A 15,825-nucleotide genomic window follows, 5' to 3' on the forward strand; every position below is an offset into this window, starting at 1 on the left:
CATGTCGGTGCTCAAATCCATTATTGACGCCAACAAACGCGGCGAGCAGAAGGGCATTTTTGCCGTCTGCTCTGCCCAGGTGTTGGTGCTGCGAGCTGCGCTGCGCCATGCCGCCCAAAGCGGCTCGCCGCTGCTGATAGAAGCCACCGCCAATCAGGTAAACCAGCACGGCGGCTACACCGGCATGACGGCAAAGGATTTTATCGCCTTTGTCTACGGCCTTGCCGATACCGAAGGGCTGGCGAGAGAGCAGCTGGTGTTCGGCGGCGATCATCTGGGCCCGGTGGCCTGGAAACACTTGCCCCCCGAGGCTGCCATGGCCGAGGCAGAAGCTTTGGTGCGCTCCTTCGTTGAGGCGGGTTTTGAGAAAATTCATCTCGATACCAGCATGGCCTGCCATGGGGAGCAGGAGCCACTTGGCGATGCTCTTATTGCCAAGCGGGCGGCCAGGCTTTGTAAAGTGGCTGAAGACGCCGCCAACGGCCGTGCGATTTCCTATGTGGTCGGCACCGAAGTGCCGCCGCCCGGCGGTGTTGCCAGCCTGCATGCGCTGGAAGTGACCCCGGTACCTGCCATCGAAACCACGGTCAGTGCCCATCAGCAGGCGTTTTTGGCGGCGGGACTGGATGAATCAGTTTGGCAGCGGGTGATTGCGCTGGTGGTGCAGCCCGGCGTTGAATTTGGCCACAGCGATGTGCATCAGTACGATTCAAGTTTGCTTGAGCGCCAGCGCCGCTTTATCCGCAGCCAGCCCAATCTGGTGTATGAGGCTCATTCCACCGATTATCAGCTGCCTGAGCATTATCCGGCGCTGGTGGCCGACCACTTTGCCATTCTCAAGGTGGGACCGGCACTGACCTTCGCCCTGCGCGAGGCACTGTTTGCCCTGGACCATATCGAGGCGCTGCTGGTGCCTGTGTGCGAGCGGGCCGGGCTGCGGGCGCTGTGCGAAGACAAAATGCTGTCAGACCCCGGTTTTTGGCGCTCGTTTTACACCGACCCCCATGAACGGGAATGGCAACTGGGCTTCAGCTACAGCGACCGTATCCGCTATTACTGGCCAGAGCTGAGTCTTGCTATAGACAAGCTGCTGCAAAACCTCAGTAAGCCGATACCTCTGCCCCTCATCAGCCAATACCTGTCACTGCAATACCCCAAGGTACTGCGCGGACAACTGCCCGCCATCGCCCTCGAGCTGGTGCTCGACCATATCACCCAGGTGCTTGAGCCTTACGCCAGCGCCTGCTGTCTGAGCACAAAAAAAGGATAGATTTTCATGCAAGTTAACGACTTATCAAAGACCAGGATCTGTCCGGAGTTTGCCCAGAGTGCACTTTTCAGCCCGCCCAGGGGCGCAGAGCACACCGCCAAAGAGATCTGCCAGCAGCCCGCGCTTTGGCGTACCCTGCAACAGCAATTTCTGAGTGAAAAGCCGCGGCTGGATGGGTTTCTTTCGTCGCTGCTGGCAAAAGAAAATTTGCGGATTTTACTGGTGGGCGCCGGAACATCGGCCTACATCGGCGAAGCGCTGGCGGCCACCCTTTCAAAGCAGCTTCCCCTTGCCAGTCAGCGTGTGGAGGCAGTGGCGACCACGGATCTGGTGTCCCATCCGCATCTGTATCTTCGCAGTGGCAACCCTACCTTGCTGGTGTCCTACGGCCGCTCCGGCAACAGCCCCGAGTCCATGGGCGCCATCGCTGTGTGTGATGCGCTCTTGCCTGAGTGTTTTCACCTGCTGCTGACCTGTAACCCCAACGGCCAAATGGCCGACTATGGCCGCGCTCAGGCTGAACATGCCTGCCTGTGGATGATGCCTGCGGGCAGTCACGATAAAAGCTTCGCCATGACCAGCAGTTTCAGCTGCATGTATCTGGCGACCTTATTGTTATTTACCGATAGCGGCAGCGAAGAAAACGGTTCTTTCACCCGCGCTGCTGCCATGGCAGAGGGCATTGTCGATGGACATCTCGATAAGCTGTATCAGCTTGCGTCACTGGATTTGTCGCGCTGGGTGTACCTTGGAGCAGGCCCGCTACAAGGTGTGGCCCAGGAAGCGGCGCTTAAGTTGCTGGAACTTAGCGCCGGTAAGGTGATGGGGGTGTTTGAAAGCCCCCTTGGCTTTCGCCATGGCCCCAAATCGCTGGTGGATGTGGATACGGCCGTGGTGCTGCTGGCTTCCTCAGAGCCCTACGCCCGTGCTTTTGATGAGGACATGGCCGATGAGCTTATCCGTGACGGTGCCTGTGCCCGGGTACAACTGTTAAAAGAGGAAGACTTTTGCAATGACGGTGAGGCGCGGCTCGATGAAGTCTGGCTTACTTTGCCCTTTATCCTGTATTGTCAACTTTTGGCCTACTTCAAGGCTCTGCAACTTGGCATCAGCCCGGATAATCCCTGTCCCGGTGGACAGGTAAACCGGGTCGTTCAGGGGGTGACTTTGCATCCGCTGTCCCTCTATCAAAAGCCGCTTGCAGGGGACTGACTATGCATTACGGATTGGACATCGGCGGCACCAAAATTGCCCCGGCAGTTTTTGATGCCAGCCTTGGCTGCATTGAACAGTGGCAAACGGCAACGCCGGTAAATGACTATGATGCTTTTCTGGCAATCGTGTGTGAGCAGGTTGCCAGAGCCGATATGCTGGCGGCAAAGCGACCCGGCAATGAGCATGACGCTGCAAAGGGCAACACCATGCTGTGCCTTGGCAGTGTGGGCATTGCGCTGCCGGGGGTTATTCAGGCCGACGGCCGGGTGCTCTCAAGCAATGTGCCCTGCCTGAATGGACGCTTCGTGGCTGACGATTTGGCGCGCCGCCTTGGCAGACCCGTGGCCATTGGCAATGATTGTCGCTGCTTTACCCTGTCCGAAGCCATGCTTGGAGCTGGGAGAGGGCATCAGCGAATTCTTGGGGTTATCCTCGGCACCGGCCTTGGCGGCGGGATCTGTATCGACGGCAAGCTTATCCTGGGCGCCCAGTGCCTGGCCGGAGAGTTTGGTCATCTGGGGCTCGCCGCATCTGTGGTGATGCGCCATCAGCTGCCACTGTTTGATTGTGGCTGCGGCCTTAAGGGCTGCGCCGAGACCTATGTGTCCGGCACCGGCCTTGGCAGGCTTTATCGGCACTTTGGCGGCGCCGCCGACACTTATCAGTGGCTCGATGCCTACCGCTTGGGGCAGATGCCCGCGGTGCAAGCCTTTGATGCCTACGTGGATGCCCTCGGCAGTGTGCTCGCCGGGCAAATTCTCAGCATGGATCCCGATTGCATCGTCTTTGGCGGCGGCCTATCGGAAGTGCCTGAAATCATGGCGGCTATTCCCGACGCAACTGCAAGGCACCTTTTTAATGGGGTTTCTTTACCTGAGTTTAAGGTGGCTGAGTTTGGTGCTGTCAGTGGGGTGAGAGGCGCAGCGCTCCTGGGCCGAGAGCTGATGTTTGGCCGCGAGCTGAAAATGGGCCAGGATCTGTCGGCGTACAGCCCTGAGCTAATTGCCAACAGCCCTGAGCCAATTGCCAACAGCCCTGAGCCTGGCGTTAACAGCCCTGAGCCGGAGGCTAACTGCGCACAGCCAACTTTGCTCAGAGGTAAGGCTTCATGAGTGCAAATGCGACTGAAAACGCCCTCCACAATCTGGCCGACAATACACGCAGCGATGCCCTTGCAAAGGGCACAGTCGAATTCTGGCTAAACCCCGCCATTGCCTTTATCGGCAAGGAGATGACGCCAGTCATCAGCCCCTGGATAGGCATAGGCGCGGGTATTATTCAGGCCATAGAGCAGACGGCACCTGCCTCAGACTCAGGGTCAGGCTCTGGATCAGGCCCTGCTTCAGACCCGGCGACGCCCTGTTATTCCTTTGCAGGAACCCTGACACCTGCGCTGATTGATACCCAGGTCAATGGTGGCGGCGGGGTGCTGTTTAATCAACAGCCGACCGTGGCGGCACTTGAAACCATGACCTGCACCCATGGCCGTTTTGGCAGCGGCGCGCTGCTGCCAACGGTTATCAGTGATGATATTGGCCCGATGGCCGATGCGCTGCAGGCGGTAGTTGATGCCAGACATCAGGGCAACGGCATGCTGGTGGGCATTCATTTCGAAGGACCGCACCTTGGCAGCGATAAACGGGGCTGCCACAGCGAAGCTAAGCTAAGAGCCCTGGGTGAGGATGAGTTCAATCTGTACCTGAAGGCCAAGGACGAGCTTGGCTGTTGCCTGGTGACGCTGGCCCCTGAGCGGGTGGATGCTGTGGATATTCGCCGCCTGACTGAGGCCGGTATTCTGGTCAGCCTTGGGCACTCCAACGCGAGCTTCGCCAAGGCCTCAGCGGCAATTGCTGCCGGGGCCAGTGGTTTTACTCATCTTTTCAATGGTATGTCTGGTATTGCAGGGCGTGAACCCGGCATGGTGGGTGCCGCATTGCTGCATGATACCGTTTATGCAGGCATTATCTTTGATGGTGAGCATCTGCATCCGGCAAGTGCGCAGCTGGCATTTCGTCAGCTGGGGCGGCAACTGATGCTGGTGACCGATGCCATGGGCCCGGCTGGCACTGAGGAGACCGATTTCGATTTCTTTGGCGGCAAGGTGCGCCGTGATGGTATGGCGCTCAAGGACGAAGCGGGCTCACTGGCCGGCTCGGTGCTGACCATGACAGGGGCGCTGCGTTATGCCGTGCAAACGCTGGGAATTGATTTTACCGATGCCCTTGCCATGGCAAGCAGCTCGCCCGCGGCGTTTCTTGGCCTTGGTGACCGGGGCCATATCAGCGTTGGCGCGAGGGCGGACTTGCTGGCGCTGGATAACGGTTTACATCAGTTGCATCGCTGGCAGGGTGGCCGTCTGGTAGCGGGCGCTGAGCCGGGTGCCGATGTCGCCCAGGGGATCTAGCTTTACCCTGCCGGCACAAATGAAACTCAACGGAGAATAATAATGAAAACAAGCGTTTCAGAAACAAGCGTTGCTGAAAATAGTGCAGCGGAAGCAGGCGTGAACTCAGCTGAGCCAACATCGACCTTTTTGCCTATGGTGCTGATTGGTATTTTGTTTTTTGTGTTCGGCTTTGTCACCTGGCTCAATGGTGCCCTGATCCCCTTTCTAAAAATTGCCTGTGAACTCAACGAATTGCAGGCATATATGGTGACCTTTGTATTTTACATCGCCTATTTTGTAATGGCGCTGCCCATGTCGGGGCTCCTTGAGCGTTACGGCTATCGCGCCGGGCTGCAAATCGGTCTTGGGGTGATGGCGCTCGGCGCACTGTTGTTTATTCCGGCTGCCTTCAGTCACACCTTTGGTATGTTTTTGCTGGCGCTGTTTGTGCTTGGCACCGGCCTGACCATACTGCAAACCGCCGCCAACCCTTACATTGTGGTGATAGGCCCACGGGAAAGTGCCGCCATGCGCATCAGCTGCATGGGGATTGTTAACAAGGGCGCGGGAATTTTGGTGCCCCTGCTGTTTACCGCCTGGGTGTTGACTGGCATGGACGCCTACAGCGCTGATGCGCTGGCGGCACTGGATGAAGGCGCCAGACAGGAGGCTCTGCAGGCACTGTCTGCCCGACTGGTTACCCCTTATCTGGCCATGGCGGGCGTGCTGATAGCGCTGATTTTCTATGTGCGTTTGTCGCCGCTGCCTGAGCCAGACTTGGGGCAGGGGGCTTCGAGTGACAGTGAGAGCCGTGCGGCTCAGAAGGTGCACTGGCGAGAGCTGGGTGCCCATCCCAAGGTGATTCTCGGCGCGTTGACGCTGTTTTTGTATGTAGGCGTCGAAGTGATTGCTGGTGACAGCATTGGTCTTTATGGCCGCCATCTGGGACTGGATAACTTCGGTGTGCTGACCTCCTACACCATGGCCTTTATGGTGCTTGGCTACCTGCTCGGCATTGCCACCATTCCTAGGCTGATGAGCCAAAAGACCGCGCTGGCGTTTTCGGCGCTGTGCGGTATTGGGCTCAGTTTTGGGATTATCTTCGCCGATGAATCCAGCATGATGCTCTCGGGCTTGCTGTTGGTTCCCCTCGGGATCCCGGCTATTCCCGACCCTGTGCTTTACCTTGCGCTGCTTGGCTTTGCCAATGCGCTGGTGTGGCCTGCGGTGTGGCCGCTGGCCCTCGATGGCCTTGGCAGGCTCACCGCCAGCGCCTCGGCGCTGCTGATTATGGGAATTGCCGGCGGCGCCTTGTTGCCGCTGCTTTACGGCGCCTTGGTCGAGAGCGGCATAGGTCATCAGGGGGCTTATGGCATCCTCTTGCCCTGCTATTCGGTCATTCTGTTCTATGCCCTGATAGGTCATAGACTGAAAAGCTGGTTTGGCTGAGGCTATTTATCAGCCAGCTCGCTCTTAAGACGAAAAGGCCGGTTATCCCTTGGGGAAACCGGCCTTATTTTGTTCCTATCCGAGCGCATGCAAAGCGCCGCTTTCGTCAATACACGGCTTGGGCTTAGCCGCAAACGGCTTTGAGGGCGCTGAGGATATCGGTTTCGCTCTGGGCGATGGCGCGCTGCTCGGCCAGTACCTCTTTGAGGATCTGCTCTGTGGTCAGCGGGTTTGCCAGCACTACCCTGAACACGGTGCGCTTATCCAAGCCGTAGATTTTCGGGGCGATACGGGTGCGGGAGACAAAGGAGCGGCCCTGCTCGCGCTGGCTTTTTTGAATGGCGCGGGTGAGGGCATCAAGTTCGCCGTTAATCTTTTCAAGCTTGGTGCTGTCGCCTTTGGCTAAGGCTTTATTGAGCGCTTCACGGGCAAATTCGGGCACATGGCGGTAGGTGAGCAGGCAAAGCTCAGGCTCGCTGATAAGCTCAAAATCCGCCTCGGCCTCTATCAGACGGGCAAAGGCGCGCGCCTTTTCGAGTGAACCATTAATCAAAATCTCGTAGCCTTCGCGGCCGATGATTTGCAAACAGGCATGCACCAGCATGGCCATGCCGGGGCGTGAGCCTTCGAGGGTCTGGCTGCCCAAATCCTTGGAGCCCTGACGCAAAATATATTCGGCGTGATGCTCAATGGCCGACGCAAGAGTTGGGTCTTTAAACAGCACCATGCCGGCGCCCATGGGCACGTACATTTGCTTGTGCGCATCTATGGTCACTGAGTCGGCAAGTTCAATCCCTTTGAGCAGATGGCGGTACTTTTCACTGAGCAGGGTGGCACCGCCCCAGGCTGCATCCACATGGAAGTGACAATTCAGCTCGGCGGCGAGCGTTGCAAGCTCGGTCAGTGGGTCAACGTTGCCGGTTTCTGTGGTGCCCGCCACGCCAACAATTGCCATTACCCGTATGTTACGGGCCTTAAGCGCCTCGGCGGCTGCACGCATGGCGCCCACATCCACCTTATTGTGCTCATCCACAGCCACGCTGATGATGTTGTCACGGCCAATGCCGAGCAGGTCGGCGGCCTTGCCGAGGGAGTAATGGCCGCGCTCTGACACCAGAATTGCCAAATCGTCCCAGCCATAGTGTTTAAGCGCCTTGTTAAGCCCCTCGCGTGTTACGCCGCGAAATGCGCCATCGGCTTTGAGCAGTTGGTTTCTTGCTATCCACAGCGCTGTGATATTGGCAACTGTGCCGCCGGAGCAAAAGGCGCCCAGGGAGTGGCTGGCACTGTGCAAATGTTGGCTGTAGAAGTCATGACTTTCGCCGAAGGTGAGGTGATGCATCATCCCCAGCACCTGGCGCTCCATCGGCGTAAAGGCCTTGGAAGTCTCGATTTTTACCAGGTTCTGATTCAGCCCCACCATCAGCTTTGACAGCGGCAGCAAAAAGTACGGCAGTGCCGAGGTCATGTGACCAATAAAGGAGGGCGCCGCCGTGTGAACCGACTGGGCCACCAGATGCGCCATGATGTCGTCCACATAGTCGGACACAAAGCGAGGCTGACGAGGGATTTCCACCGCATCGAAATGCTGCTCAATCTGAGCCAGTGGCTGCTCGAGGGCGGCAATGCTGCCCTGCAGAAAGCCCGCCAAATCCACCGACAGCTGCTGCTCGATGCGACCCAGGGTCGAATCTGCCGCTTCAGGCACGGTAAAAATCCGCATCAGGTTGTCTTCTGAGGCCGTGGCACGGCGACTGTGTTTGTCTGTCATGGCGATAATCTTGGGTGTTACACCAGCGGGCTGGCTGACTCGCCTGCAACCCAGGCTGCAGACGGCAAAAGGGAGGTCACTTTACTGCAAGGTTCACGCTTCATCAAGGGTGAGGGGCTTTCTGCGCTGCTGCGGATAATAAAGCTCAGCCAATCAAGGGTTAATGAATTGCATACTGTAAAATTTTGTTCAAAGGCTAATTGGCCAAAAGGCGAATAAAATCGTTGATTTGTAGCATTATGTAACTATATTGTTACAGTGTATCTCGAATGAGTTTACAAAAGCTTTACAAATACCCTTGAGCTAACACTTCGGTTGTGACAGTTTGTGCCAACCGAGGCGCGAGTTTCGGACAAAACAACTATAAAAGGAACAGCACATGAAAGCATATACCTTAATTCCAGCAACTTTGGCCCTGTGTGTATCCGGCGCACTGCATGCTGGTGAGGCTTCTCTTGCAGACTCTATGGGGCTGGCCAAAGGGCACAGCTTCGCCGCCGGTAAGTCGTTCGCGACTGCCGCTGGTCATCAGAAAGTAAAACAGCAGCAAATGTTCAAAGGTGTGAAGGTTTACGGCCACCACCTGGTTGTTTCTTCAAGCGGTGATATCTTCGGCAAGGCTGCTGCCATTGACGAAGGTTTCAACGTTGAGCCAGCCCTGACCCGCGGTCAGGCCATTGCTGCGCTGAACAAGGTATATGCCGGTTCTGCCGCGTCTGGCCATAAGGATGTTGAGCTGGTTGTTCTGGCCGAAGGCGATGCCCCACGTCTGGCTTATCGCGTGTCTTACCTGAGCGAAGGCAACAACAGCATCTCCCGTCCAGCCGGTCTGGTTGATGCCATGAGCGGTGACGTTATCCGCCACTGGAACGAGCTGATGACCGCCAAAAACGGCGCCGGCAAGCCAGGTAACGGCGGTGGCACTACGCCAGGTACTGCGTTCGATGCCACCGGCCCTGGCGGTAACGCCAAGATTGGCCAGTACTACTTCGGCAGTGACTTCGGTCCGCTGAAGGTAGAAGAAGCCAATGGCGTGTGCACCATGAACAATGCCAACGTGAAAACCGTTGACATGGCCAACAGCACCCGTCGCGGCACTGTTTACTCGTTCACTTGCCCTGAAAACACCTACCGTGCCATCAACGGTGCTTACTCACCGCTGAACGATGCCCACTACTTCGGTGGCGTGATCTTCAACATGTACAAAGACTGGTACAACACTGCGCCGCTGACCTTCCAGCTGGAAATGCGTGTTCACTACGGTCGCAACTACGAAAACGCTTTCTGGGACGGCCGCGCCATGTCGTTTGGTGACGGTGCCAGCTACTTCTATCCGCTGGTGAGCCTGGACGTATCTGCCCACGAAGTGAGCCACGGATTCACCGAGCAGAACTCAGGTCTGGAATATTCAGCCCAGTCTGGTGGCATGAACGAAGCCTTCTCTGATATGGCCGGTGAAGCAGCCGAATACTACATGCGCGGCAGCAACGACTGGATGGTGGGTTATGACATCTTCAAGGGCAATGGCGCCCTGCGTTACATGGATGACCCAACCAAGGATGGCCGCTCTATCGGTCACGCTTCCGACTACACCAACGGCATGGACGTGCACTACTCTTCAGGCGTGTACAACAAGGCCTTCTACCTGCTGGCCAAGAAGAATGGCTGGAACACCCAGAAAGCCTTCGACGTGTTCGTACTGGCTAACCAGGCCTACTGGTCTGCTACCAGCACTTACAACCAGGGTGCCTGTGGCGTTGAAGCCGCTGCCTCTGACTATGGCTACTCAGTTGCTGACGTGACTGCTGCCTTCTCGTCTGTAGGTGTAAGCTGCCAGTAATCATGGCGGTTGCGTAACATCAAAAAGCCCGGCTTAGCCGGGCTTTTTTGTGCAGATAATTCAGGATTTTGAGCGTTTGTGATGATACATGCGCGCATCCACATTTGGCAGGTGGCGTTCCAGACTCTGCTCCTGACCGCTGTCGATTTTAAGAATACCTACCGAGTATTCGATGCAGGGCAAATTCTTGGCGTCTTTCAGGGCGGTATCGAGCCGCAGTAACAGTGAGTCTTCCAACTGATCGGTTTCCGAGTGGGCCAGTACCAGAAACTCATCGCCGCCCCAGCGGGCTACCAGATCGCAGCTGCGACAGCTGTGTTTCAAACACTGGGCGAAGTATTGCAGTACCTTGTCGCCGGTGTCGTGACCCAGGCTGTCGTTTATGGGTTTGAACTTATCCAAATCGAAACTCAGCAGCACCATTTGCCGCCCCAGCCGTTTGGCCAATTGCTGATTTTGGGTGAACATTTCTTCAAAGCCGCGGCGATTGTAAATGCGGGTGAGGGGGTCGACGTAGGTTTCGGTCAGCAGCTGGCTCTCGCGGTAAATATGGGCCAGATCGGCATTGATGACGTCGCGGATCACTTCCAGCACCTTAAGATAGGTGCCCGGGTAATCGGTGGTGATGTCCGACAGTACGCACAGGGTGCCGAAGGTGTTGCCATCGGGCCAGTTGATGGGCATGCCAAGGTAGGATACATAGTTGTCCTCGAGGTACTCGGGGTTGTCCAGCCAGCGCGGGTCACGGCTGGCGTCGGGTACATACAGGTGCTCGTTGTGCTGCACCACATAATGACAGTAGACGTTGGAGTTGATAGGCGAAGCCTCACCCGGCGCGTACAGGGTGGTGGGCAGCTCAGAGGCTATCAGTACCTCAATGCCCTTGGTGTTGGCTTGATTGATAAAGGCGGCAGGTGCCTTGAACATATCTGCCACAGTGTTGACCAGCCGCTGCCAACGTTGCCAGTCGATTTCATCCACTTCGATTTCACGAAATGAATGGTAGCCGTAGGACTGCATCGCAACCCTCCGATGTAAATCTCCCCGAACTTTCAGTGTAGACGACTCAGCGCTGCAACTCAGCCCAGTATTGTGCTGATGCGCTGTTTAAGCAGTGGCAACTGTGTGGCCTCAAAGTGCGGATTTTTCTTAAGCCACAAGGCATTACGGGGGCTTGGGTGGGGCAATACCATCAGCTTGGGCCAGTGACGCTGCCACTGAGCCACTTCTTCGGTCAGCCCATTATGTTCGGGCAGATGCCAATCCAGCGCATAACGGCCAAGCACCAGCGTCAGTTCGATATTGGGCAGGGCTGCCAGCAGTTTGTCCCGCCAGGCGGGCGCGCATTCAGGGCGCGGAGGTAAATCGCCCTGACGGCGCCCCTGTTTTATGACTGTGCCCGGGAAGCAAAATCCCATAGGGATAATGGCAAACTGATTGGCATCGTAAAAACGCGCTTTATCGACGCCGAGCCACTGACGAAGCCTGTCTCCACTTACATCATCGAAGGGACGGCCTTTTTCGTGGGTTTTGGCGCCGGGTGCTTGTCCGGCAATCAGGATCCTGGCCTTGCTGCCGGCCTGCAAAATGGGCTTGGGCCCCAGGGGTAAACCACTGCACAGGGTGCAGCGGCGGATGTCTTCAAGCAGCGGCGTAAGCTCGCTCATGCCAGTTTGCCCAGCAGCTGATACAGATAATAACCAAGCAGCGGATAGCCCAGGCACAGAACCAACACGCACAGATACTTGCCGAGGGTTTCCTGTTTAAACCAGGCCACATGGGCAACCAGGATGGCAAAGGCGGTAACCGGGCCCAGAAAGCAGCCCAGTGCCAAAAACAGCAGTGCTGTGACGGCGCTTATCCAGGGGCGGCTGGTCACTGCTTTTTCGGCAAAGAGGTGTGGCAGCAGGGCAAAGGCCATGGCAACCAGTAACAGGCCCACATTCATCAGCACATCGGCGGCGCCTTTGTGGTCCATTACCACTGCCAGGGCGCCGAGCAGCACGGGCAACAACGACAGCAGCACATGATGGCGGGCAAAGCGGGCGGAGCGGTAAAAACCCGAGGCAAAGAAACTCAATTGGCTGATGAGGTTCAGCACAGTAAAGCCGCCAAGTCCAAGCAGTAATGCCAGGGTGGCCATGGAGCCGGAGGGGTCAAAGGCCATTGCAGGCAGGGGAGTCAGCAGCAGGAGAAAACCGGGTAACAGCTTGGAGTTCATAAGCTTGGACGTCATTAGAGAATACGCAGAAGAGGGTTTGGATTACCTTCTCCTAAAGTGATAGCCGTTGCAATGGGAAAAGTCGGATTTATAACAGCTTTTCGGCGCTTCTCACGCTTTGGCGCCAAAAGGGCAAAAAAAGGGGCAGATCCTCTGCCCAAAATTCACAAGGTAAGTGTGAAACCAGATGAAAGGACGCCGGCTCAGGGCCGGCGTTCGGGTTAGTTCTGGAAAGGCGTGTTCTCCGCAAAGTATTCGTGGCTGTCAGCGTTCTGAATCGCCTGGTCCGGATTGGTCTGAGCCAGGTTCTTGGCGCCGCTCTGGCCGTACACCACGTCATCGGTACCGGCCACCACATCGAAGTGGCTCATCTCGTGGACGATAGTGCCACCCTTGGAATCGGTACCTGAAACAGGGGCGCTCCAGAAGGCGCTGCACAGGTAAATCTTGTATGGCTGGTTTGGATACACGTAGGCGTAGTAACTCTTCTTACAGGAGCAATCGAAGGTCAGTGGCTGAGTATTCAGCGCTGAGTCGATGGCATTGAAGTGGTTGCTTACCGTGTTCCAGCGGCTGCTGCTGTAGGCGCCAAACCAGGTGTTGTAACGGACTGAACTGGCAGGGTTTGATGCGGAGTTCATATAGCCTTTGGCATCGCCCGCCATCGACTTGGCAGCGGCCAAACCTGCCAGGGTGTCGCTCATCTGGCTGTTGGAGCAGCGACCGGAGAAGCTGACGCCATCCACAGAGCCGCCGCCATCACCGCCGCCTGGCTTGCCTTTGTTGGCGCCGCCCTTGGCTTCGATACCTTCGTGGAAGAAGCTCACGGCATCGGAATGGATGCCGTCGATACCAAGACGGGCCAGCTTGTTCTGCTGACCTGGGTTGGGAGCAAACAGTTGCAGCGAGCTGACGTCATAGGCGATTTCATAGTTGCCCTGTTCGGTCAGATCGTACAGTGAAGACAACTCAACTTCGTAGCTGACGCTTTCACCTGACTTAAGCTTGATGTAGTCCTTGCTCTGTGGTGCCGGACGCTTGTAGTGGGCGCCAAGGTATTGTTTGGCTTCGCCATTTACCGATACCTTAAACAGGGCTTCTTCCACGCCGTCGGCAGCTGTGTACCACTTGAGGATTTTGACCGGTACTTTTTCATCGTTGGTCAGAGTAACGCGAACGGTCACGTCTTCGTTGGCGTTGTAATTTTGCTTGCTCATTTCCAGGCTGGCGCGAATGCCATCGGCCAGTGCTGAGGTTGAGAACAGCACGCTGCCCAGCAGGGCAGAAGTCAGCAGTGTTGAGTGTTTCATGCTTGCTTGTCCTTAATGTGGTTGTTATCAGGTATTGTTATTTTATTTGTTGTAGTTGTTATAAAAATGTAACGATTGGCAGTGTAAGTCTTTTGTCTGTCTGCTGGCAATAGCTATTTTGGTGTTTTTGCCTATCACGGGATAAATCGACTTTGGAGGGGCTATTTTTATAGGCCTTCATGCTGTAAAGCTACTGCTTGCCGGGGGTGTAAATACGGCAATTCAGGCCATAAAAAAGCCCGCACGAGGCGGGCTTTTGGCAAGGCAAAGGACTAGAGACGATAGCTCATGCTGAGCATGATCAGGTGGGCGTTATAGTCATGGTTCATGGAGCCGAAGCTGACCAGGTTCCAAATGCCGTCCACCGCGATGTCGTTGGCAACATCGTTGTCTTTGTAGTTCTCCATCCGATAATCGAGGCGTACCGCCATACGCTCGGTGGCCTGATACTGCGCATACAGATTCAGGTTGTGCACCTTCGCATAGTAGTCGCCATAGTCACCGGTAATGCCCTGACGCACCTGGGTGCTGCTGGAAGAGTCTGAGTAGCTGTAGTCCAGGCCCAGTTTCAGGCGGCTGTCCATCAGTTCATTCCAGGCAAGCCCAATGCCGTATACATCCACCTTGTCTTCGATATCGGAGAACCAGTTGGTATTGCCAAAGTTGCTGCTGCCAGCCTGGGCCGAATCTATGGTCTGGTGGTTGTAGAAGCTGGAGAGCAGCAGCTTGTCAGTCAGCTGCCAGCTGAGACTCGCATCGTATCCCAGATCTTTGGACTCGGTCAGACCCACTTCGGTGGCATCGTAATCGTCCAGTGCGTAGCGCACGCCAAAGTCGAGGCTCAGGCTATCGAGCGGCATGTGTGTGACACGCATTTCAGCCTGGGTGCGGTTACGGTCGGCCAGATAGTACTTGCGCAGCAAGGGGTTATTCTCAGAAGAGGTCCACTCGCTGGCTTGATACTCGCTGCCGCCACGTTTGCCGTAGCTGCCTTTCACGGCGATATCCCAGTGCTCGAAGCTATTGAGACGCAGACGGGCCCAACCTGTGGTTTCATCGGTGGACTCGCGGTCCTGATAGCTGCGCTCATCGACACGGTAGTCCAGACCACCATCGAGCTTGATGCCGCGGCTGATGCGGTAATCGGCACCGGCCTTGAACCTGTGGCTGGTGTGGTCATACGGGGTGTTGTACGCCACTTTACCGGACACATTACTGATGCTGATTTGAGTCCACTCTTCAACCTGGGTCTTGTTGTCGCGGTCGTTATAGTCGTAACTGCCGGACAGACGCAGATCTTTGCTGACGCGGCTGGATGCCTTGAGGCTCATGCCGATGATGTCCACCTTGGCATCCACCGCTTCCACCGGCAGCGTATAGCCGTAACCCGTGGTAACCAGTGGCTCATCCTGGCTCATCTGGCCTGCCATCAGGCGACCGGTCAGTTGGCTGGTGCCGTCATTGAACAGCCCCTGCAGTGAGACGGTATGGGCCTGGTTGTCAGGATCCAGCGCCATAGCGCCGCTTCTTGCCGCCCCAAAGGTGGGGTGGAAGGGGTTATCAAAGCTCAGTTCGCTGTAACCATTGGAGAAACGGCTGCCGTTGTACACCAGCGCCAGGAAACCATGATCGCCCTTTACCTTCACGCCAGCTTCCAGGGTGTCTGTGGTGTAATCCACAGGCTCTGGCAGCATGATGGACTGGTTGAAGAAGCTGCCGGAGGCGGTTTTGATGCCGGTTTTTTCTTCCCGCTGATAGTTCACATAGGTGGCAAAGGGCGATTCGCTTTGATATTCAAACCCAAGGCCTGCGCGCTCGCGCTTGAGTGACAGCTCGAACGGACTGGCGCCGCTAAGGCCGCTCATGCCATCGCTGGAGCCGGAATACACCCAATCACCTGGCAGCGTGAGATTGCCCGAGCCTATGCCCTGGAAGGGGCTTACCACGGTGTCTGACTCGTAGGTCTTGATGCTGCGATAGTCCAGGCTGATATTGTAGCTGCCGGGGCGACCTGTTTTCAGACTGGCGCGGCCATTGTCCATGCCGAGGTTTTCGGCGCTGAACTCGGTGCGATAGCCAGACTCAGTCACGTTGCGTACATCGGCATCGAGCTTGTAAGGCACTTCTTCATCGCTGCCAAAGCTGTTGGCCGAGCGGATATCGTCGCTGTCCTGATAGCCAACGCCTACACCAACTGTGCCATTGGTGCCGGTTTCCAGGGCGCAGCCCTTACACACCCAGGCGTCGTATTTCACCTTGTCGGTATTGGCATTTTGCAGGCTGTAGCCGCCCGCCAGTGCGGGGGCTGAGGCTGCCAGCAGCGCCAGGGTGATCATATTGAGTTGAAATCTCATGATGGCGCC

12 protein-coding genes are annotated in these 15,825 nt (G+C 56.5%); 6 read left to right on the top strand and 6 right to left on the bottom strand.

Annotated elements, in window-relative coordinates; translation table 11 throughout:
• Position 1 precedes the first annotated feature (1 nt).
• From MJ923_RS04740 to MJ923_RS04760, 5 genes are all read left to right on the top strand, one after another.
• A complete protein-coding gene (locus MJ923_RS04740) occupies positions 2-1,270 on the top strand; it encodes a class II D-tagatose-bisphosphate aldolase, non-catalytic subunit (RefSeq protein ID WP_240590103.1) in 1,269 nt (422 codons plus the stop codon).
• Between the two features lie 6 nt (positions 1,271-1,276).
• Positions 1,277-2,482 (top strand): SIS domain-containing protein, encoded by a 1,206-nt coding sequence (locus MJ923_RS04745; RefSeq protein ID WP_240590104.1) that lies wholly within the window; start codon positions 1,277-1,279, stop codon positions 2,480-2,482.
• A gap of 2 nt (positions 2,483-2,484) precedes the next feature.
• Positions 2,485-3,597: an ROK family protein gene (locus MJ923_RS04750; RefSeq protein WP_240590105.1), complete on the top strand. Its 1,113-nt coding sequence runs from the start codon at positions 2,485-2,487 to the stop codon at positions 3,595-3,597.
• Entirely contained in the window at positions 3,594-4,889 is a 1,296-nt protein-coding gene (gene nagA / locus MJ923_RS04755) for an N-acetylglucosamine-6-phosphate deacetylase (protein ID WP_240590106.1), read from the top strand. The genes MJ923_RS04750 and nagA overlap by 4 nt, the downstream gene beginning before the upstream one ends.
• 135 nt (positions 4,890-5,024) lie before the next feature.
• A complete protein-coding gene (locus MJ923_RS04760) occupies positions 5,025-6,320 on the top strand; it encodes a sugar MFS transporter (RefSeq protein WP_126169408.1) in 1,296 nt (431 codons plus the stop codon).
• 124 nt (positions 6,321-6,444) lie between these two features.
• On the opposite strand, the gene panP is transcribed toward MJ923_RS04760, so the two are convergent.
• A complete protein-coding gene (panP, locus tag MJ923_RS04765; protein ID WP_240590107.1) occupies positions 6,445-8,091 on the bottom strand; it encodes a pyridoxal-dependent aspartate 1-decarboxylase PanP in 1,647 nt (548 codons plus the stop codon).
• Between the two features lie 379 nt (positions 8,092-8,470).
• Here panP and MJ923_RS04770 point away from each other — a divergent pair, with 379 nt between their 5' ends.
• A complete protein-coding gene (locus MJ923_RS04770; protein ID WP_126166325.1) occupies positions 8,471-9,931 on the top strand; it encodes a M4 family metallopeptidase in 1,461 nt (486 codons plus the stop codon).
• Positions 9,932-9,991: 60 nt separating this feature from the next.
• On the opposite strand, the gene MJ923_RS04775 is transcribed toward MJ923_RS04770, so the two are convergent.
• The 5 genes from MJ923_RS04775 to MJ923_RS04795 all read right to left on the bottom strand — a co-directional run bounded on the left by MJ923_RS04775 (position 9,992) and on the right by MJ923_RS04795 (position 15,816).
• Positions 9,992-10,951 carry a GGDEF domain-containing protein gene (locus tag MJ923_RS04775; RefSeq protein ID WP_240590108.1) on the bottom strand — a complete coding sequence of 320 codons (960 nt, stop codon included), beginning with the start codon at positions 10,949-10,951 and terminating at the stop codon, positions 9,992-9,994.
• 59 nt (positions 10,952-11,010) lie between these two features.
• Complete coding sequence (locus MJ923_RS04780) at positions 11,011-11,598, bottom strand: uracil-DNA glycosylase family protein (RefSeq protein WP_240590109.1); 588 nt, start codon at positions 11,596-11,598, stop codon at positions 11,011-11,013.
• Positions 11,595-12,167: a hypothetical protein gene (locus tag MJ923_RS04785; protein WP_240590110.1), complete on the bottom strand. Its 573-nt coding sequence runs from the start codon at positions 12,165-12,167 to the stop codon at positions 11,595-11,597. Before MJ923_RS04785 ends, MJ923_RS04780 begins: the two co-directional genes overlap by 4 nt.
• 206 nt (positions 12,168-12,373) lie before the next feature.
• On the bottom strand, positions 12,374-13,462 hold the full coding sequence (locus MJ923_RS04790; RefSeq protein WP_240590111.1) for a M35 family metalloendopeptidase: 1,089 nt from the start codon (positions 13,460-13,462) through the stop codon (positions 12,374-12,376).
• A gap of 272 nt (positions 13,463-13,734) precedes the next feature.
• Positions 13,735-15,816, bottom strand: a complete 2,082-nt coding sequence (locus MJ923_RS04795) for an MtrB/PioB family decaheme-associated outer membrane protein (RefSeq protein WP_240590112.1) — start codon at positions 15,814-15,816, stop codon at positions 13,735-13,737.
• Positions 15,817-15,825: the final 9 nt, after the last annotated feature.

Origin of the sequence: Shewanella zhuhaiensis (assembly GCF_022484835.1) — a bacterium.
GTDB classification, from domain to species: Bacteria; Pseudomonadota; Gammaproteobacteria; order Enterobacterales; family Shewanellaceae; genus Shewanella; species Shewanella khirikhana.